Raw genomic sequence first — 17,501 nt, forward strand, 5'->3', positions numbered from 1 at the left:
TATGATAGAATATCAACAGAAGAAAGGTGGTCATACGGTGTCAAACGATTATAGCATTCCAAACTTAACATTAGATGAAAGAGATAAACAAATTTTATCCCTATTACACGAGGACGGGCGTATGTCCTATACAGATCTCGGGAAACAAGTCGGTCTTTCACGTGTTGCCGTGCAAGTCCGAATTCAGCAGCTCATTGAAGCAGGTGTCATTGAACGATTTACCGCTGTGATTAACCCCGCGAAGATCGGCATTCATGTTTCTGTCTTCTTTAATGTAGAGGTTGAGCCGAAATTTTTAGAAATGGTAGCCCTTCAGCTTGAGCAGGAAACAGCTGTCACAAGCCTTTACCATATGACAGGACCAAGCAAGCTGCATATGCATGGCATTTTTCAAAATGAACAGGAAATGGAGACATTCCTCACAAAGAAGCTATATCCGCTTGAAGGCGTCGTCAGTGTCGACTGCCAGATGCTCATTAAACGATACAAAAGCCGAATGGGCATGAAATTGTAGACAGGAGTTGAACCATTTGCAATCATATATCGAACTCATCATCGCAATGGTACGAACCGGTATTCTCGGCTTTGGCGGAGGCCCTTCCGTGATACCGCTCATTCGTCATGAAGCGGTGGTGAAATATCAATGGATCAATGATGACGAATTTGGAGAAACACTCGCCATCGCCAATGCATTACCCGGTCCGATCGCCACTAAGATGTCGGCATACCTCGGCTATCGATTAAAAGGGGCATGCGGCGCCATTGTCGCAACAGCTGCTCATATTTTACCGACATGTCTCGCCATGGTGGCACTTGTCACACTTGTCAGCGTCTTAAGCTCCTCACAAATCATTCAAAATATGATTGGCGCTGTGACACCAGTCATTGCCGTTCTATTAGGCATCATGGCATATGATTTTGGGCAAAAAACGCTGAAAGGCTTCGGAATGATCTTCGGTGTCACTCTGTTCCTTCTTGCATTTATCGGCCTTCAGGTGCTATCCATTCATCCAGGAATCATTGTCATCATCTTTTTATGCTATGGCGCCTTTCATTTCAAACTGAAACATCACTGGAATCGAACAAATAAAGAGAAAGGAGTGTCTTCATGATGCTGATTCTCTTTTTATTCTGGGCATTCTTCTTGTCCAACCTGTTAGGCTATGGCGGAGGCCCTGCATCGATCCCGCTCAATTATGAAGAAATCGTCAATCATTTTCATTGGATGACGAACGAAGGATTCTCCAATATGCTTGCTTTAGCCAATGCACTTCCAGGACCAATCGCTACGAAAATTGCGGCATATGTGGGCTATGATGTCATGGGCTGGCCAGGCTTTATCGTAGCACTGCTTGCAACTGTACTTCCCTCCGCTGTTGGATTGATTTTATTACTAAAGCTCATTGACCGCTTTCGCCAATCTCATGTCGTAAAAGGCATGACCTTATCCGTACAGCCTGTCATTGCCATGATGATGCTTTTATTAACATGGGAAATCGGCGGAGATGCAGTGAAAGCCATTGGCTGGACTCAATCGCTCGCCATTGCTGCCATCTCATTTTTCTTTATGACCAAATTCAAGATGCACCCTGCCTTTCTCATTGTGGCTGCATTTTTATATGGCGGATTCATTCTTCCGCATTAACGTTAAAAACCGATAACATCATCTGTTATCGGTTTTCTTTTACATAAAAATAGGAGAGACGGGCCTGCGTCCAATAGAATGATATTCGACCCCTGCTCGTTCTGCTGCTTCAAGCGTATGGCAGTTTCGACCATCAAAAATGAGCGGCTGGCTCATCCATTTCTTATAGGCCGAGAGCGGAAAAGCCTGTATATCCGCCCACTCTGTTAATATACAGACCGCATTGGCATCCTTTATCGCTTCTTCAATGGTTTGAGCAAAAAAGACTTGATCAGGCAGTTCACGGGCTGCCTTGCGTACGGCAACAGGATCATAGGCCACCAGTTCCGCGCCTAATTGATGGAGCTCATGAGCAATCGGGATCGATGGCGCCTCCCTCATATCATCTGTATTTGGCTTAAAGGACAGACCAAGAAGTGCGATTCGCTTCCCTTCCAGATTAGCCCCCAGCCGCTCCTGAATACTTCGGATAAAACTGGCTTTCTGCTCATTGTTTACTTTGATCACAGCCTTTAACAGCTCAAAATCATGGGACACATGCCCTGCGATTTGGACAAGTGCATTTGTATCCTTTGGAAAACAGGAACCTCCGTAGCCAATGCCCGCCCTGAGAAACGAAGAACCGATCCGCTGATCAAGCCCCATTCCCTGTGCCACCCATTCAACATCAGCACCTGTTTTTTCACAAATCGAGGCAATTTCATTCATAAAGCTGATTTTTGTCGCTAGAAAAGCATTTGATGCGTACTTGATCATTTCTGCACTTTTACGATCTGTTTTCACAACTGGAAGATGAAAATCAGCATACATGCCCTCTAGCTGGTCTAATACGCCTTTTGTTTCAGCCCCAATCACAAGCCGATCCGCTCTCAATGTATCTGAAATGGCGGACCCTTCCCGTAAAAATTCTGGATTAGATGCGATAGATAACGGCTCATTCCGCCCTAATTCTTGATGAATCAAACGATCGAGTTGATCACCCGTTCCTACAGGCACCGTACTTTTCACCACAAGCACCGCACCTGGCTTCGCTTTTATGCCCATCTCTTTTGCAGCCTGAAACACATACTGCAAATCGGCTTGGCCGTCTGCCTGCTGCGGGGTACCGACGGCAATCATTAACACATCAGCCCGCGGGTAGGCTGCCGCTCCATTGACATGAAAATGAATTCGTCCTTGCTCAAGATTCCGTTTCAGCAGCTCTTTTACCCCGGGTTCATACATCGGAGGATTTCCCTGCTTCAGCTGCATGACCTTTCGGCGGTCAATATCAATACACGTCACGTCATGTCCTGCCTCCGCTAAACACACACCCGTGACAAGCCCCACATACCCACAGCCTGCAATCGCAATATTCATGACACCATCAGCTCCCCATACCCCTTATGCTTATAATGTCATCGTATGCCGGGAGTTTTCTTTCCATTCATAAAAGCATATAAAAACCCCCTGCCGAAACTAGCAGGGGGTCACCTTTATGAAACAAGACCATTTCGAATATGAGCAATCAAATTTTCAAGCATTTCTTTTGTTGTGACATCATTTGAATTTTCACCAATATCATGAGCGTACATCAAAATCTTTAAAAACTCTTCTTGATTTAAACCCTTATTATCCATGTCTGTATCCTTTCGATTCCACTAATTTCATTATTATATGCTGTAAGGTTGGTTTATGCAATACTCTAATACATCATTCGACAGCTTTTAAAATTTATGACCATTTTCATGAAAAACTTTTTTATAAATCACCATTGAGCTATAATAAAAGAATTGGAATCTTTTACTTGGTTAGGAGCGGATCAAATGCTTCAGCACAACTTCAACGAAGAAGAAGTCAAACAAACAGCCGAACAGATCAAAGAACTTCTTCCTGCGACAGATGAAAACAAACAACTCATCAAAAAAGCATTGATTACTTATAGACAGGACAGCGTATATCGTCTCAAGCAAGAGTCTGATACCGAATGGTCAGCTTATGTACATGATGTCGTGGCAGCAAGAGTCCACTTTCATGTGCTGTTTCCAGTGAGAAGCAGCTGCTCATGTCCAGCTGAAGGACTTTGTAAACACATCCTCGCTGTCTTCTTTTCGCTATACGCTCAAGTAGAGAGTGTGACCGGCTTTACAGAAAATTGGTCAGAACAGGATGAGTTACAGCGCAGCAAAGAATTGATTCGACAGCACTTCCAAGTGAAGCGCCCAGACGAACAATCACTCCAAAGCTGGCTGACTTTTTTCCAGGATGAATTTAATCTCTGGCTGAAACGGACACCGAAGCATCAGCAAACACCACAGCATTTGTATTACGGCTATTTATCGATCCTAAAAAAACACGCACCCACTTCACCTGAATTCAAGAGTTTGTATGCGATTCATACGTCCATTGATGTGTGGTTACGGCTCCATGAGCTTATTGACCTCGGCCGGCTCGATGCCGAAAAAGACTTTTATTCCATGAATCCATATGTAGAACAGCTCATGAACACCATTTTTGATTCAGTGGATCATTTGAAGACATACGCCCTTTCCTTTTCCCTCGATCCGTTTCTTGAAAACACACCAACTGCCGTTCGGACACTTCTTCAAATAAGCGGACCTTTCCAGCATGAACGAGTAGCGGTCTTTATGGAGATTTGGGGAACCATATTAAATAGAGGGAAATGGGTCAAAAAAGAAACAGAATTGCTCAAGAACGCTCAGCAGCAAGAACAAACGGTTGAACGTACCATCGGGCTCATGCACATGGATTATTTGCTCAAAGAAGACGAAAGGCTCTTTCAGCAATTACAGCTGCTCAATGCACATATACTGCCAAATGTGCTCAATTGGCTGAAGGATCTCACCAACCGCAAGGACTGGAAACGACTCAAGCTTTGGTATAACGAGATCTCCTATGTATTAGAAGAATATTGCCAGCTGGATCTTTCCTACAGAGAACTGCGAGCAGCCGTCAGTGATTTCTTCTTTTATTTAGATGCGTACTTTAAGCAGACGAAGGATCATCATTTATATGAACGCTACCTCCAAATCTGCATGCCCTATGCTTTTACTGAATATAGTCAGCTTTTATATGCACAGCAGCGATATGCAGAATGGATTGAGATTCACAGCCTTGTTGGTTTCTCCATCAGTGAATTGGAAAAGGAACTGATCAAACAGATTGCAAAAGAGGAGCCTGAAGCGCTCATTCCATCTTACCACCGTGAAATCTCACTGCTTCTCGATCAAAAGAATCGAAGTGCCTATCGAGAGTCTGTGAAAATGCTCAAAAAACTGCGTACGCTTTATCATAAAACGAAAAAAACCGCGATTTGGGAAAGATATGTGAAGCAGCTGCAAGATTCAACGAAACGGCTGCGAGCGTTCCAAGAGGAATTGAAGAAAGGAAAATTAATTGATGACACGCCATAAACAAATTGTCATTCATGCAGAACAAACAGAAGATTTCTCTTTCACCATTTCAGCCCAAGCAGAGGACGGACACCCTGTTCCGCTTAATGAAATGAAAAGACAGCTTTTCCAATGGCACGAATCTTCTTTTTACGGAACGTTCTTAGAAGATGTGAGCTTTATTGGCACACCTGCCTTCCTGTTAAGCCCTTGGATGACCGTTGAACTGCTAGGAAAAAATTCATTTAATACCTTTAGTCACGTGACATTAACGGATGAAACCGAGCCGCTTATGAAAACAGCCTCTACCATTTACGAATTCATCGAGGATGAAGATTTCGTTCCCGATTACGAGGCATGGACAGAAGGTGTACTTCGGTTTAAAGACAAAGAAGGCATATTAGATGGCTATACGGCTGATTGGTTCTCCTTTGCTGTACAGGATTACATTCAATATGATGATGCCCTGCAGCACAAATGGAACCGCATGACTGCACAATCGCCTGCGCTCTCATCCTTTCAAGGGCATTTTTTAGATGAGCAGGATTTTTTGGAGACGATTGGCTGGATTGATGATGAGACACCTTTCACTGTCGGCCTCCGCTTAAATGAGCCGGAATACGACGGGGATGATTGGAAAATCGAATTGTTTTTACGTGATAAGAAAAACAGCGATCTTCACTTCTTTGAAGGCATCCGATCATTAAAAAGATCCTGGCGTCCGTATGAAGAAAAAATCTCACGAGAGCTGGAGCGATTCAGTCAAATTGTTCCTTGGCTCTCTTTCACATCTGGCACGACGCTCATGTCAGAAGAAGAAGCATGGCTCTTCCTATCTGAAGCAAGTGAAACACTTGTGAATATGGGGATTGAGATTCTGCTCCCATCATGGTGGCAAATCGTAAAGGAAAGCACGATGATGCTAAAAGCAAGGATTTCCTCAACACCACGAGGCGAATCGCATGTCGGAATGGATGCCTTAATGGACTTTAATTGGCGCTTTGCGACTAACGGCATCGAGCTGACAGAAGATGAGTTCAACGAGCTTGTTCAAAGTAAACGCCGCCTTGTCAATATTCGCGGGCAATGGATAAAAATAGATCCGACCTTCATCCAGCAAATGAAAAAATGGATGGAGCGTGCCGAAAATGAAGGACTTCACATGTCTGATATCTTGTCACGTGAACTGGCAGATCAAGAGGCATCCTCTGAAGCCATCCCAGAGCTTTTAGATAGTTCGTCATTTGCCCATATTCAATTTGAACTTTCATCTCAATTAAGAGGGCTGGTCCATCAGTTAAATGATACACATGAGCTGCCTTCTTACAAAATGAGTGAGTCCTTTAAAGGCACACTGCGTCCGTATCAGCAGCACGGTGTGAACTGGCTTTTATTTTTAAGATCTCATGGGTTCGGGGCTTGTTTAGCAGATGATATGGGACTTGGAAAAACAATTCAAATGATCGCATATTTCACCTATTTGAAGGAGCAGCAGCAAACGACCGCTCCATCTCTCATCATTGCGCCGACCTCTGTTTTAGGAAACTGGCAACGAGAGCTTGAAACATTTGCACCACATTTGAGTGTCGCCTTGCATTACGGGCCATCACGTCCACAAGGGGAGAACTTTACAAAAGCTTACGAGTCAACAGATATTGTCCTGACGTCTTACGGGCTCTCACATTCTGATCGCGATGAATTAACATCAGCAAAGTGGAATACCATTTGTTTAGACGAAGCCCAGAACATCAAGAATGCCCATACGAAACAATCGAGAGCGATTAGGCAATTAAAAGGGCTGCATCACATTGCCCTCAGCGGAACACCGATGGAGAACCGCTTGACGGAGCTTTGGTCCATTTTCGACTTCGTCAACAAAGGGTATCTCGGCAGCCTGACCAGCTTTCATAAGAAATTCGTTCTTCCGATTGAAAAAGATCGTGAAGAAAAAAGAATTGAACAGCTGCAGCAGCTGATCAAGCCTTTCTTATTAAGACGAACAAAACAAGATGAAGAGGTCGCTCTGAATCTGCCTGAGAAACTAGAAGAAAAAGAATTCATCCCACTATCCGCTGAGCAGGCTTCTTTATATGAGCAGCTCGTCAAGGATACATTTGAACATATGGCTTCATTAACAGGGATGCAGAGGAAAGCCATTATTTTAAGTATGCTCGGCAGACTCAAACAGATTTGCGATCACCCTGCTCTCTATTTAAAAGAAAGCGGGACAGATGTGAAGCTGCTGAAACGTTCATTAAAAATGGATAAATTAGCAGAGCTGTTAAAAGCGATACATGAACAAGGTGAAAGCTGCCTCATTTTTACGCAGTATATTGAAATGGGCAACATGATCAAGCAGCTAGCGGAGAAGATGTTTGGAGAACCTGTTCAATTTTTAAATGGCAGCTTATCAAAACAGGAGCGGGACAAAATGGTGGAACGCTTCCAGAAGAAAGAGTTCAACATCTTAATTCTTTCTTTAAAAGCAGGAGGAACAGGGCTTAACTTAACCGCCGCAAATCATGTCATTCACTACGATAGATGGTGGAATCCTGCTGTGGAAAACCAAGCGACAGACCGTGCTTACCGTATTGGACAAAAACGATTTGTTCACGTCCATAAGATGATCACAACCGGCACAATCGAGGAGAAAATCGATCAAATGCTCGAAACAAAACAAACATTAAATGATCAAATTATCCAAAGTGAAAGCTGGATTACAGAGCTATCGACGAACGAACTAGAAGATTTATTCACATTAAGTGCGGCAGCTCAATCATCTTAATCACAGCAAAAGAGGACTTTTCTCAAGCTTGATGAAAAGTCCTCTTTTTTAATTTCAATTCATGATAGAAGATTGTTAAATTTGCAGCTTTTTCAATGCAGATTTCACGTTCATATACGTATTCAAATCACGGAAGTCCTCTTTCATTTCTCCCATTTTCATCGCAAGATTTGGTTTAATTCCTGTCACAATCAGTTCAGTGCCAGTCATTAAAATCAAATCGTTCAGCTTAAAGATCGCATCTGCCACAAATGAATCCACCTCTAATAAACCAGACAGATCCACAATAAAATAATCATCCTTGGATTGAGAGATATAGGTGGAGACCGTTGAGATGATTTTATCAAATCTTGGCGCTGTTAACGTACCAATGATCGGTAACACAGAGATACCATCCTTCACCGGAACAATAGGGACAGAAATATTGAGCACTTCATCAATCGATTGCTCAAGAAGCTCCTGCTGTTCCTTCTCTTTCGTAACATCTTTTTGCAGACCAACGAAATAAAGACGTTTTCCTTCATTCTCATCAATCCAAAGAGGAGCCACACTTAACTCGTTCCAAAACATTTGTCCAGATTTTTTGTGATTTTTCAGCTGAACAGTGACAGCCTCTTTGTTCTCAATGGCTGTTCTAATTTGCTTTAAAGCGATTTGCTCAGTTTCATCTCCTTGAAGGAAACGACAATTCTTCCCTAGTACTTCTGCTTCTTGATAGCCTGTCATATCTAAAAAGCCCTTGTTCACATATATTAAAGGATTATCAGGTAAAGACGGGTCCGTCACCGTCAGGCCAACCTGAGTATAGTCTAAGGCTTCCTTGATTAAATGAAGATTTTCGGACTTATAAGATTCCAGCGCCATTCGTTTACTCTCCTTAATTTCCTTACAAGCGGGTTATATTCATATTTAAATTATATGATGTTCCACAGCAGGTGTAAATAGAAGTAGTTCTGAATTCCTCTTTTGTAGAATGCGCTTTATCCTATGTGATTTATACAAATACATCCGATTCGTCTATTTCAAAAGATGTCGAATCATATGCGCCACACCATGTTCATCATTTGTTAACGTGACGTGATCAGCTATTTCTTTTATATCCTTTCTTGCATTACCCATCGCAACCCCAAGACCAGCTGCTTGAAGCATCGATTCGTCATTTAAACTGTCTCCTACAGCTGCTGTCTGGCTTAAAGGGATACCAAGCCTTTCTGCCAGCCTTGTTAATGCCTGCCCTTTAGACGCATCCTTTGAACCAATCTCAAAGTTATGATCAGCCGAACTGACCACAGTTAACTCTGAATCATGTCCAAATGTATCCCATCCGGCTTTCAGTCTGTCTTGAAAGAAAGAGAAGCCTAAAATGTTGTAAAATGAAAGCTTTTGATCCTCACGAAACAATTCTTCATATGTATCAATATAGGCAAAACCCGACTGGCTGTATTGAACTTCTGCCGCTTGCTTTAGAACACTTTGATCCGTTTCTGGATTTGCACTTTTTAAACGATCCATTTCGATCGCAAGAAGCTCTCTGCCGTGATTCGGTGTGAAAATGGCCTCATTCGTAAAGACTTCATAGTAATAGTCACGTTCCTCAAGCCATGATAATATGTGTTTGGCCTTTTCTTCTTGTAAATCAGCTGAGTGATACACTTGTCCACTTGGATCATGAATCACAGCTCCATTTGCACTAATCACCCACGTATTCATACCAAGCTGATCAAAAATAGACTTCACATCAAAATACGCTCTTCCTGTTGAAACGACAACCTCAATCCCGTTCACTGCTGCTTCCTTTAATGCCTGCTCGTTTTCCTGACTCACTTTGTGTTCACTGTTCAATAAAGTACCGTCTAAATCCGTTGCGATTAATTGAATGTTTGTCATCGTTCTCTCCTTTTTTGTCTGCATTTTCAATTGATATACCATTGATCATATCCATCATCATTATGAAATGAGTATCCACTATTCGCAAGGGATGATCGGCTTATCAATGAATAAAAGTGTACCCGGCCATGAAACATGACCGGATACACATAAGGGGATGATAGGGGACACATGACCTATACAAAGAAGCATCGGTTCTATTACGCAGTGTTCATTTGCACTAGGCAACGTCTATCAGCTTTAGCTAGAGGGGGGCTATTAGGTGCTAGACGTTTACCTTTTGATTTAAGACTGGCCTCCTTTCCTGTCAACTGCCCCTAGTCTACTGAGAAAAGTCGTATGTGACAAAACATGAAAATGACAAAATCGCCCTTCAAATTCTCTATTCCCTCTTTAATTTTTGTTTTTTACCGCTTGAGTATAAAACATCATCTTGTTTTGTTTGACGAAATACTTATTTTTCATAAATTGATAAAAAATATCTGAGTGAATCCAATTACTAGAAGGCATGTGAATATAATCAGATCCGTCCCACGCAAACCAATAAAAACAAAGCCGCCCGTCATGAATCGACAATTGAAATTCAAAGCAGTCCATTTGATCCTCTGTGACGTATTGAAAAGTGAGAGACTCGCCTTCTTCCATGTACACATCGCAAAATGAAAGAATGTCTCCCCATGAATATACTCGCATATTGCTTTTTTCCTTCTTCTCGCCAATATGTATTTTTCGCAGTTGATAGGACTCCATAAAACATCTCCTTTCACTTATATACAGCTAGTTCTGAGTAGGCAGCGGTTTCATTTATACAGATGTTGTATGCTATAATGATACTTACGAATAATGAACGTTGTGAGGTGATAAATATGAAAACCTTTAGGCTGATTGATCTCAAAATCGAACTTGATCCAAAGCAAGATAAAATGTCCAGCATTCCCCTTCGTGACGGTTTAATCATTAATAAAGAAGACGGTGAAAATCACTGGATGATCGAGGCACTCATTCCAAAGAAGCATAGACAAGTGTTTGAGGTGCTCTTTCAGCAGCACACAGAAGTGAAGATTCTCGTGACGATCACAAAAGAAAACAACCGCCCTGTTCATCTATCTGTCCAAGTCAAAAACATCGTTGCCTTAGAAGAAAACATTTCTGTGTTACTCGATGGTAAAATGATTACAAATCGTTACAGAACAGAAACCGAAGAAGTATTAAAAGACCTCGTCAAAGAGGGGCTTTCAGGAGAAAAACTGCTGGATGCTTTTAAACAAAACACATAAAAAAGAGCGGATCAGCCGCTCTCAGATTGTTGATGACAAAGGGCTAAAATGAACTTTATTTTAGCCTTTTGTTCTTTTCAGCGTGATAGAAAGCCCTTGAAGTCTAGGAAGGACGAGTATCGGAGCGAAGCAAATGAACGATTCGTGAGCACCGGCACGCAGGACTGCGGGCGAATGCGAGGGTTTGTCTACACGCTGAGAGCGGGGTTAGCCGCTCTTTTTCTATTGCACATCTTTAGATTGGCTTTGATTTTTCAATAGATCTCTAATTTCAGTTAGTAAAACTTCTGTTTGATCTGGTGTTTCCACAACCTCTTCTTCCTCTACCTTTTTCCGTTTTAATTTATTCAAATAACGAATAAAGATAAAAATGGAAAACGAGATAATCAAGAAATCAACCACTGTTTGAATGAAGTTACCATACAAAATTTGAGCATCTCCGATTTTAATGGCTAAATCGCTAAAATCATGCCCCCCAATAATAATACCGACAAGCGGCATGATCAAATCATTCACAAGAGAAGTGACAATTTTGCCAAATGCTCCCCCAATGATGACACCTACAGCCAAGTCAATGACATTCCCCTTGACTGCAAACTCTCTAAATTCTTTCAGCATCCTTTATCACCTTCATCTTTTTTTGTCTAATATGACGTTTTTTTGTCAAAAATGCAAGTCCTGATCCTTTCAGACTGAGCTTTTCCCATATAAAAAGCGGTTCATGCAAGATGAACCGCCAGGCAAATCATGATACTTTAGGACCGATAGAAAATGTAAGTTCTGCTTCACATGCAACTTCGCCATCTACTGTAGCTACCGCTTTTCCTTTTGCGACAGGACCACGGAGACGCGTCACTTCAACCTCTAAACGAAGCTGATCTCCAGGCTTGACCTGTCTTTTGAATCGGCAGCCGTCAATCCCTGCGAATAAACCAATCTTCCCTTTGTTTTCTTCTTTGCCTAACATAATCACTCCAAAAACCTGTGCGAGTGCTTCCACAATAAGTACACCCGGCATGACTGGATATCCTGGGAAATGACCGTTAAAGAATTCTTCATTGACTGTGACATTTTTAATCCCAACCGCTTTTTTCTCACCTTCAACCTCTAAAATACGGTCGACCAATAAGAATGGGTAACGGTGTGGAATAATCTCTTGAATTTGCTGAGCATCAAGCATATCTTGATCTCTCCTTCTTTTCTATATGGCTGATCTTCATTTGATTCCTATCAAAGTATATTATGAATGCTGTCATTTTTCAATATCCACTCCACATTTATGGTAAAAAATAGAATCTACCATTACCAATTGTCATCAAATATAATCCACACTACACTCATTGTTTTTTCACAAATATGGTAATATATATTACATCATTGATTGAATAAGAGGGTAAAAATGAATTTTATGAGCGATAAATCCATTAAAAAACTTCTCCATTCGTGGTATACAATGCTAAAGCATCGACATTTTTCGAAGGCTGAAGATATCAAAACAACTCTATCAAAACATAAACGTAAATTATCAAAGAAACTGGAGCTTTATTTACATTATCAACTCATGCTATTCCGTCATCAGCTCTGGATGAATCAGACAGAGGACTTAGAAAAACTCAAACATGAACTGATGCTCCATAAGGATCAAATGAACGAAGAACTGCAATATTATTTTTACTTCTTTCTCGGACTATACGAATCTTTAAACAGCGATCAAAATGACGCCATTCATTATCTTGAAAAGGCAGAAGGACGCCTTCCCTTACTAAACGATGAGCTGGAGGAAGCAGAATTCCATTTTCGTACAAGTGGTGTTTATTATAACAACCGCTACTCGTTGTTATCGATTCGTCATATTCAAAAAGCCATGGATATCTTCGCCAAGCACGGGGATATCCATAGCATTTATCGTTGTAAAATTGTGCTCGCCCTTAACTTTAGCGACCAAAAGAAATATGAGGAAGCAGAAGCTATTTTCATTGAGATTATCGAATACGTGAAAATGATTGATGACCAAGAACTGCTTGGAATCGTTTATTATGATGCTGGTTTTATTCAATCAAGACAAAACCGCCATAAGGTAGCACTAGAATACTTTAAAAAAGCGCTTCGTCTCCCAGCATACCGGAAGTCCGCGCACTCCTACGTATCGTGTCTCTACGAAACTGTGCGTTCCTGTTTTAAAGAAAATTTAACAGATGAAGGAATGAAATATATACAAAAAGGGCTAAAAGAAGCGGTTGCTTCTCAGTTTGATATATTAAGAATCAAGTTCCAAATCCTATTCCTTCTCTACAGCGAAACGCCCAAAGCAGATGAGCAGATTGCCACGCTCGTCACATGTCTTGAACGAAAAGAAGCCTGGATTGATCTTGAGGATCTACTTGCAGATGTCTCAGATTTTTATAAAAAAAAGGGCGACTTTGAGAGAGCCGCCTTTTTTATCATGAGAGGCTGACATCAGCCTGCTGATTATCTAATCGTATTCACTAATCCCAGCATCTGATCACCCATCGTAATGGTTCTTGAGTTCATCTGATAAGAGCGCTGTGTTGTCATTAAATCAGTTAATTCTTTAGACATGTCCACATTTGAGGTTTCAAGTGCACCTTGCTGAAGCTGAATGGCTTGGCGGTTTGCCCCATTCAGTGCCGTTAATGCGCCTTGATAATTACCGTCTACTGAGAACAAATTCTCTCCTTCAGAGATGAGTGCTGAAGAATTATTGACTTGTACAACGCCTAGATTCACCTGCTGATTCGGTTGATTATCTCTAGAAATAGCCGTGAGCCGTCCATTTTTATCAATGGAAATATCACGAAAATTAGCATTTAAGACGATCGCATTTCCGTTTTCATCAAGAATCGGATGGCCTTCACTTGTAACCAGCTGAACTTGGTTACGGTTATTGCCTGGCTGTAAATAAAGAGAACCGTCTCTTGTGTAACGGATATTACCGCCGGCATTGACCTGCAAATACTGCGATGGCGCCCCAAATGCAACATCAAGATCACGGCCTGTTTCTTTAATAGAGCCTTGCAATGAGTTAATGGATGCATTGACCATTGTACCAGTTCCAAGCCGTAGCCCAGCAGGTGTCAGACGACTGTTTGCCACCTGCTCATTTTTTTCATCTACCTGATTAAACTGCTGTCTGACCAGCTCTGAGAATCGGGTGTTTTTCGCACGATATCCTGTTGTTTCACTGTTGGCAATGTTGTTACTGATGATATCAAGCTGCTTTTGCACCTCGTTCATCGACACAGCTGCATTAATCATCGTTCTAAGCATGAGAATCCTCCTTTCACTTTCATTTCTTGATTAGTATACTCTTCCGATTTCATTCACAGCTTTTTCTAAGCTTTTATCATACGCCTGAACAACTTTTTGGTTTGTTTCGAATGCTCGATAGGCTGTTGTCATTTCTGTATATGATTTTGTCACATCAACGTTCGACAGCTCTGATACACCTTGACTTAACGTATAGGACATTTGACCGTTATTTACTGCACTTGGCAGGGGCTGGTTATCAGCCGTACGGTATAAATCATTTCCTTCACGCGCAAGATTTCTTGTGTCCATTGCGACACGTACATCGATTTGCCCGAGATTTTGTCCATTTTCACTTACAGTACCATCTGCGTTCACTTTGAAATTCTCACTCTGAACTGTAATCGGCTGACCCGTCACTGAAAGAAGGGCACGGCCACCAATGGTCAACTGATTTTGTGCGTTCAATGTAATGGAACTACTTTTCGTATAACGAACGCCTTCTGGTGTGTTGACGGCATAAAACAGCGCTGATTTTTGATTTGTCTCCGGGTTGATTGGCACATTATTTTCTACTAATGCGACATCAGTTGTTTGATCCGTTGTTTTTAATGTTCCTTGTGTAAATTGAGGGATCAGTTCCTGCATATATGTCCCAGTATTAATTCCACCAATCGGCGTTTGTTGCGGGACATTAAAGCCTTTGCCTGAGGATGCTTGGAAACGTCCTGATTCCATTCGGCTCAGCAGCATTTCTGGAAACGCCCGCATTGCCCCTTCATCAGCTTTATACCCTGGTGTATTTGCATTTGCGATATTATTTGAAAGCATTTCTGTCCGCCGCTCTTGAGCGATCATGGCAGATGTTGCGGTGTATAGTCCTTTTAACACGTGCTCACCTCATTAAGATTCTTTCACATGACCTCAACACAATCTTCTATGAAATATATCGGCATATTTGCAGGGTTCTTTAATAAAAATCCCCCATTCTTTCTAAAAAGAATGAGGGGAATCATTAGCTGAGTTTACGCTTTGGCAGCTTGTCCATATTATCAAGCATCACGCCAGTACCAACTGCTACACAGTCCATAGGATTTTCAGCAACGAAAACTGGTACTTTCAGCTCTTCTGCAAGCAATTGATCAAGCCCGTTTAGAAGACCTCCGCCACCTGTAATGATGACTCCGCGATCGATGATATCAGCTGATAATTCGGGCGGTGTTCTCTCAAGAACTTGCTTCGCTGCCTGAACAATCGCAGATACAGATTCACGTAATGCTTCTTCTACTTCTTTGCTTGTGACGGTAATCGTTCTTGGTAATCCTGTCACCATGTCTCGTCCACGAATCGAAATCTCTTCGTTACGTGCGTCTGGGAATACCGTTGCAACTTGGATCTTAATATCCTCTGATGTACGCTCACCGATCAACAGCTTGTACTCTTTTTTAATGTAATTCAAAATTTCCAGATCAAATTTGTCTCCAGCCATTTTAATAGAAGAGGCGGTTACAATGTCACCCATAGAGATGACAGCAATATCTGTCGTTCCGCCTCCAATATCTACGACCATGTTTCCACTTGGCTGAAAAATGTCCATACCAGCACCAATGGCTGCTACTTTTGGCTCTTCTTCAAGAAATACATGCTTCCCGCCGCTTTTTTCAGCAGCTTCTTTGATCGCCTTTTGCTCAACAGATGTAATGTTTGTTGGGCAGCAGATGAGCATACGAGGCTTAGAGAACAGCCCTTTTACATTTAATTTGTTAATAAAATGCTTGAGCATTGCTTCCGTTACTTCAAAATCAGCAATTACGCCATCTTTTAATGGTCGAATCGCAACAATATTCCCAGGCGTACGTCCAACCATACGTCTAGCCTCTTCTCCAACAGCCAGTACTTTCCCGCTATTTTTGTCAAGTGCTACTACAGATGGTTCATTCAACACAATTCCTTTTCCTTTGACATGAATCAGTACATTGGCAGTACCAAGATCAATTCCAATATCCCTAGCAAACATCTATATATATCCTCCTTGAAAATCTGTTTCCATAGCAAATACCACATTCTGCCCTAATTATATATTCTATCATAATTTGCAGAAAAAAAGATATTTCTTTACAAAAGTCTTTACAAAATTTGTGGTTAGAAACTACCGATATGAGGAAGATATATATATCATGTTTATGAACAAAGAACTAAGCTTACTGTTTCACAGGCTCGCCTTCTAAAATTTCTTCTTTTTTATACTTTAACTTGGTGGCTTCTCCTCCTCGCAAGTGGCGGATTGATTTATGATAATCCAGTATCTCCTTCACTTCATTAGCCAGATCTGGATTAATTTCTGGCAGTCTTTCTGTTAGATCCTTGTGTACAGTACTTTTAGAGACTCCAAATTCTTTCGCAATAACACGAACGGTTTTCTTTGTCTCCACGATATACTTTCCTATCTTGATTGTTCGCTCTTTGATGTAATCGTGCACACCACTCGACCTCCCTAAAATGGATGTGAGAAGTGTGAAATGAGATCCGTATGAAGATTATCCATTTTTAGCAGCGCTTGTTCGTCGTAATTTCTCATCCATTAGGTAGTAAATGCCAAACACGATCCCTCACCTCAAACACTCTCTTTGTCAGGTTTGTAACAGTGTATTAGCATTGCATAGGGAATATGCTAAAAATGAAGATGGGACAAGGGATTTATCAGAAAAGGCAAAATAAAAAATTCATTTCGGGTGGCGAAAATTTTCACTTTACAAGCATGGATCAAGCACGTAAAATAGAAAAGGTGAATTTATTTACCTAGATAAATATTTAATAAAGGTGAGCATATGGATACGTTAAACAGAGAGTGTTTACATCAAATACATCAAAGCGCCAGGCTGCTGTCTAAAAAGGCGAACGAAGCGCTTGCTGCTTATGACTTGTACATGTCCCAGTGGACTGTACTTTTTTGTTTGGATACATTCGGCCCGAAAACACAAAAAGACATTTGGACATATTTGAACGTCGAAGCACCAACCATTACCAGAACCGTCACCCGTCTAGAAGCAAACGGCTGGGTGAAGCGCGTACAAGGAAAAGACAAACGTGAAAATCTCATCGTGATGACAGATGATGCAAAAGCTCGATTTGAAGAAATTAAGCACACGATAGAACAATTTGAAGAAGAATGTCTTTCAGACTTTACCTACGAAGAAAAACAACTCCTCCATACCCTTTTACACAAATTATCAACTGAATAGGAAGTG

Annotated in this window: 19 protein-coding genes; 8 read left to right on the forward strand and 11 right to left on the reverse strand. The window is 41.5% G+C overall.

The genetic code is table 11. The annotated features are described in order from the left end of the window. Positions 1-37 precede the first annotated feature (37 nt). From chrS to chrA, 3 genes are read left to right on the forward strand one after another with little or no spacing between them, the layout of a single operon-like run. Positions 38-514, forward strand: coding sequence for a chromate efflux transcriptional regulator ChrS (gene chrS / locus ACYH0L_RS16735; RefSeq protein ID WP_099726460.1), 477 nt, complete (start codon positions 38-40; stop codon positions 512-514). Between the two features lie 16 nt (positions 515-530). Continuing rightward, positions 531-1,112, forward strand: a complete 582-nt coding sequence (gene chrB / locus ACYH0L_RS16740) for a chromate efflux transporter ChrB (protein ID WP_099726461.1) — start codon at positions 531-533, stop codon at positions 1,110-1,112. After that, positions 1,112-1,645 (forward strand): chromate efflux transporter ChrA, encoded by a 534-nt coding sequence (gene chrA / locus ACYH0L_RS16745; protein ID WP_327924390.1) that lies wholly within the window; start codon positions 1,112-1,114, stop codon positions 1,643-1,645. The genes chrB and chrA overlap by 1 nt, the downstream gene beginning before the upstream one ends. Positions 1,646-1,684: 39 nt before the next feature. On the opposite strand, the gene ACYH0L_RS16750 is transcribed toward chrA, so the two are convergent. Together ACYH0L_RS16750 and ACYH0L_RS16755 are read right to left on the reverse strand one after the other, a co-directional pair. Continuing rightward, positions 1,685-3,004 (reverse strand): UDP-glucose dehydrogenase family protein, encoded by a 1,320-nt coding sequence (locus ACYH0L_RS16750; protein ID WP_327924267.1) that lies wholly within the window; start codon positions 3,002-3,004, stop codon positions 1,685-1,687. A gap of 116 nt (positions 3,005-3,120) precedes the next feature. Further along, complete coding sequence (locus tag ACYH0L_RS16755; RefSeq protein WP_003214884.1) at positions 3,121-3,264, reverse strand: YwzD family small protein; 144 nt, start codon at positions 3,262-3,264, stop codon at positions 3,121-3,123. A gap of 186 nt (positions 3,265-3,450) precedes the next feature. Between ACYH0L_RS16755 and ACYH0L_RS16760 the strand changes: the two genes are divergently transcribed. Together ACYH0L_RS16760 and ACYH0L_RS16765 are read left to right on the forward strand one after the other, a co-directional pair. After that, positions 3,451-5,058 carry an SWIM zinc finger family protein gene (locus tag ACYH0L_RS16760; RefSeq protein WP_256499067.1) on the forward strand — a complete coding sequence of 536 codons (1,608 nt, stop codon included), beginning with the start codon at positions 3,451-3,453 and terminating at the stop codon, positions 5,056-5,058. Next, entirely contained in the window at positions 5,045-7,822 is a 2,778-nt protein-coding gene (locus ACYH0L_RS16765; protein ID WP_249704865.1) for a DEAD/DEAH box helicase, read from the forward strand. The genes ACYH0L_RS16760 and ACYH0L_RS16765 overlap by 14 nt, the downstream gene beginning before the upstream one ends. A gap of 75 nt (positions 7,823-7,897) precedes the next feature. Here ACYH0L_RS16765 and ytvA read toward each other — a convergent pair whose 3' ends face one another. From ytvA to ACYH0L_RS16780, 3 genes are all read right to left on the reverse strand, one after another. After that, positions 7,898-8,686, reverse strand: a complete 789-nt coding sequence (gene ytvA / locus ACYH0L_RS16770; protein WP_099726465.1) for a YtvA family blue-light photoreceptor — start codon at positions 8,684-8,686, stop codon at positions 7,898-7,900. A gap of 153 nt (positions 8,687-8,839) precedes the next feature. Then, positions 8,840-9,700: a Cof-type HAD-IIB family hydrolase gene (locus ACYH0L_RS16775; RefSeq protein ID WP_218964428.1), complete on the reverse strand. Its 861-nt coding sequence runs from the start codon at positions 9,698-9,700 to the stop codon at positions 8,840-8,842. Positions 9,701-10,102: 402 nt separating this feature from the next. Then, positions 10,103-10,459, reverse strand: coding sequence for a hypothetical protein (locus ACYH0L_RS16780; RefSeq protein ID WP_099726467.1), 357 nt, complete (start codon positions 10,457-10,459; stop codon positions 10,103-10,105). Positions 10,460-10,575: 116 nt separating this feature from the next. On the opposite strand from ACYH0L_RS16780, the gene ACYH0L_RS16785 reads away from it, so the two are divergent. Next, positions 10,576-10,986 carry a YwpF-like family protein gene (locus tag ACYH0L_RS16785; RefSeq protein WP_003215215.1) on the forward strand — a complete coding sequence of 137 codons (411 nt, stop codon included), beginning with the start codon at positions 10,576-10,578 and terminating at the stop codon, positions 10,984-10,986. 222 nt (positions 10,987-11,208) lie between these two features. On the opposite strand, the gene mscL is transcribed toward ACYH0L_RS16785, so the two are convergent. Together mscL and fabZ are read right to left on the reverse strand one after the other, a co-directional pair. Continuing rightward, the gene (mscL, locus tag ACYH0L_RS16790) at positions 11,209-11,604 is read right to left on the reverse strand and encodes a large conductance mechanosensitive channel protein MscL (protein ID WP_230030635.1); all 396 of its coding nucleotides are present in this window, start codon (positions 11,602-11,604) and stop codon (positions 11,209-11,211) included. A gap of 127 nt (positions 11,605-11,731) precedes the next feature. Continuing rightward, positions 11,732-12,166 carry a 3-hydroxyacyl-ACP dehydratase FabZ gene (gene fabZ / locus ACYH0L_RS16795; protein ID WP_099726469.1) on the reverse strand — a complete coding sequence of 145 codons (435 nt, stop codon included), beginning with the start codon at positions 12,164-12,166 and terminating at the stop codon, positions 11,732-11,734. A gap of 219 nt (positions 12,167-12,385) precedes the next feature. Here fabZ and ACYH0L_RS16800 point away from each other — a divergent pair, with 219 nt between their 5' ends. Next, positions 12,386-13,441 carry a tetratricopeptide repeat protein gene (locus ACYH0L_RS16800; RefSeq protein WP_099726470.1) on the forward strand — a complete coding sequence of 352 codons (1,056 nt, stop codon included), beginning with the start codon at positions 12,386-12,388 and terminating at the stop codon, positions 13,439-13,441. A gap of 14 nt (positions 13,442-13,455) precedes the next feature. Here the strand turns inward: ACYH0L_RS16800 and ACYH0L_RS16805 are convergent, their stop codons facing one another. The 4 genes from ACYH0L_RS16805 to spoIIID all read right to left on the reverse strand — a co-directional run bounded on the left by ACYH0L_RS16805 (position 13,456) and on the right by spoIIID (position 16,733). Further along, positions 13,456-14,274, reverse strand: a complete 819-nt coding sequence (locus ACYH0L_RS16805; RefSeq protein ID WP_099726471.1) for a flagellar hook-basal body protein — start codon at positions 14,272-14,274, stop codon at positions 13,456-13,458. A gap of 30 nt (positions 14,275-14,304) precedes the next feature. Further along, positions 14,305-15,144 (reverse strand): flagellar hook-basal body protein, encoded by an 840-nt coding sequence (locus ACYH0L_RS16810; protein WP_099726472.1) that lies wholly within the window; start codon positions 15,142-15,144, stop codon positions 14,305-14,307. 124 nt (positions 15,145-15,268) lie between these two features. Then, positions 15,269-16,270 (reverse strand): cell shape-determining protein Mbl, encoded by a 1,002-nt coding sequence (mbl, locus tag ACYH0L_RS16815; protein ID WP_034318394.1) that lies wholly within the window; start codon positions 16,268-16,270, stop codon positions 15,269-15,271. Positions 16,271-16,454: 184 nt separating this feature from the next. Next, positions 16,455-16,733, reverse strand: a complete 279-nt coding sequence (gene spoIIID, locus ACYH0L_RS16820) for a sporulation transcriptional regulator SpoIIID (RefSeq protein WP_008343327.1) — start codon at positions 16,731-16,733, stop codon at positions 16,455-16,457. A gap of 348 nt (positions 16,734-17,081) precedes the next feature. On the opposite strand from spoIIID, the gene ACYH0L_RS16825 reads away from it, so the two are divergent. Continuing rightward, positions 17,082-17,495 carry a MarR family winged helix-turn-helix transcriptional regulator gene (locus ACYH0L_RS16825; RefSeq protein WP_099726473.1) on the forward strand — a complete coding sequence of 138 codons (414 nt, stop codon included), beginning with the start codon at positions 17,082-17,084 and terminating at the stop codon, positions 17,493-17,495. The last annotated feature ends 6 nt before the right edge of the window (positions 17,496-17,501 follow it).

The sequence above is a fragment of the Bacillus sp. MC1252 genome (assembly GCF_056838025.1).

Coding starts and splice junctions, on each gene's coding strand:
- chrA (WP_327924390.1), top strand. CDS start 1,112: ATGCTGATTCTCTTTTTATTCTGGGCATTCTTCTTGTCCAACCTGTTA.
- ACYH0L_RS16750 (WP_327924267.1), bottom strand. CDS start 3,004: ATGAATATTGCGATTGCAGGCTGTGGGTATGTGGGGCTTGTCACGGGT.
- ACYH0L_RS16755 (WP_003214884.1), bottom strand. CDS start 3,264: ATGGATAATAAGGGTTTAAATCAAGAAGAGTTTTTAAAGATTTTGATG.
- ACYH0L_RS16760 (WP_256499067.1), top strand. CDS start 3,451: ATGCTTCAGCACAACTTCAACGAAGAAGAAGTCAAACAAACAGCCGAA.
- ACYH0L_RS16765 (WP_249704865.1), top strand. CDS start 5,045: ATGACACGCCATAAACAAATTGTCATTCATGCAGAACAAACAGAAGAT.
- ytvA (WP_099726465.1), bottom strand. CDS start 8,686: ATGGCGCTGGAATCTTATAAGTCCGAAAATCTTCATTTAATCAAGGAA.
- ACYH0L_RS16780 (WP_099726467.1), bottom strand. CDS start 10,459: ATGGAGTCCTATCAACTGCGAAAAATACATATTGGCGAGAAGAAGGAA.
- ACYH0L_RS16785 (WP_003215215.1), top strand. CDS start 10,576: ATGAAAACCTTTAGGCTGATTGATCTCAAAATCGAACTTGATCCAAAG.
- mscL (WP_230030635.1), bottom strand. CDS start 11,604: ATGCTGAAAGAATTTAGAGAGTTTGCAGTCAAGGGGAATGTCATTGAC.
- fabZ (WP_099726469.1), bottom strand. CDS start 12,166: ATGCTTGATGCTCAGCAAATTCAAGAGATTATTCCACACCGTTACCCA.
- ACYH0L_RS16800 (WP_099726470.1), top strand. CDS start 12,386: ATGAATTTTATGAGCGATAAATCCATTAAAAAACTTCTCCATTCGTGG.
- ACYH0L_RS16805 (WP_099726471.1), bottom strand. CDS start 14,274: ATGCTTAGAACGATGATTAATGCAGCTGTGTCGATGAACGAGGTGCAA.
- mbl (WP_034318394.1), bottom strand. CDS start 16,270: ATGTTTGCTAGGGATATTGGAATTGATCTTGGTACTGCCAATGTACTG.
- ACYH0L_RS16825 (WP_099726473.1), top strand. CDS start 17,082: ATGGATACGTTAAACAGAGAGTGTTTACATCAAATACATCAAAGCGCC.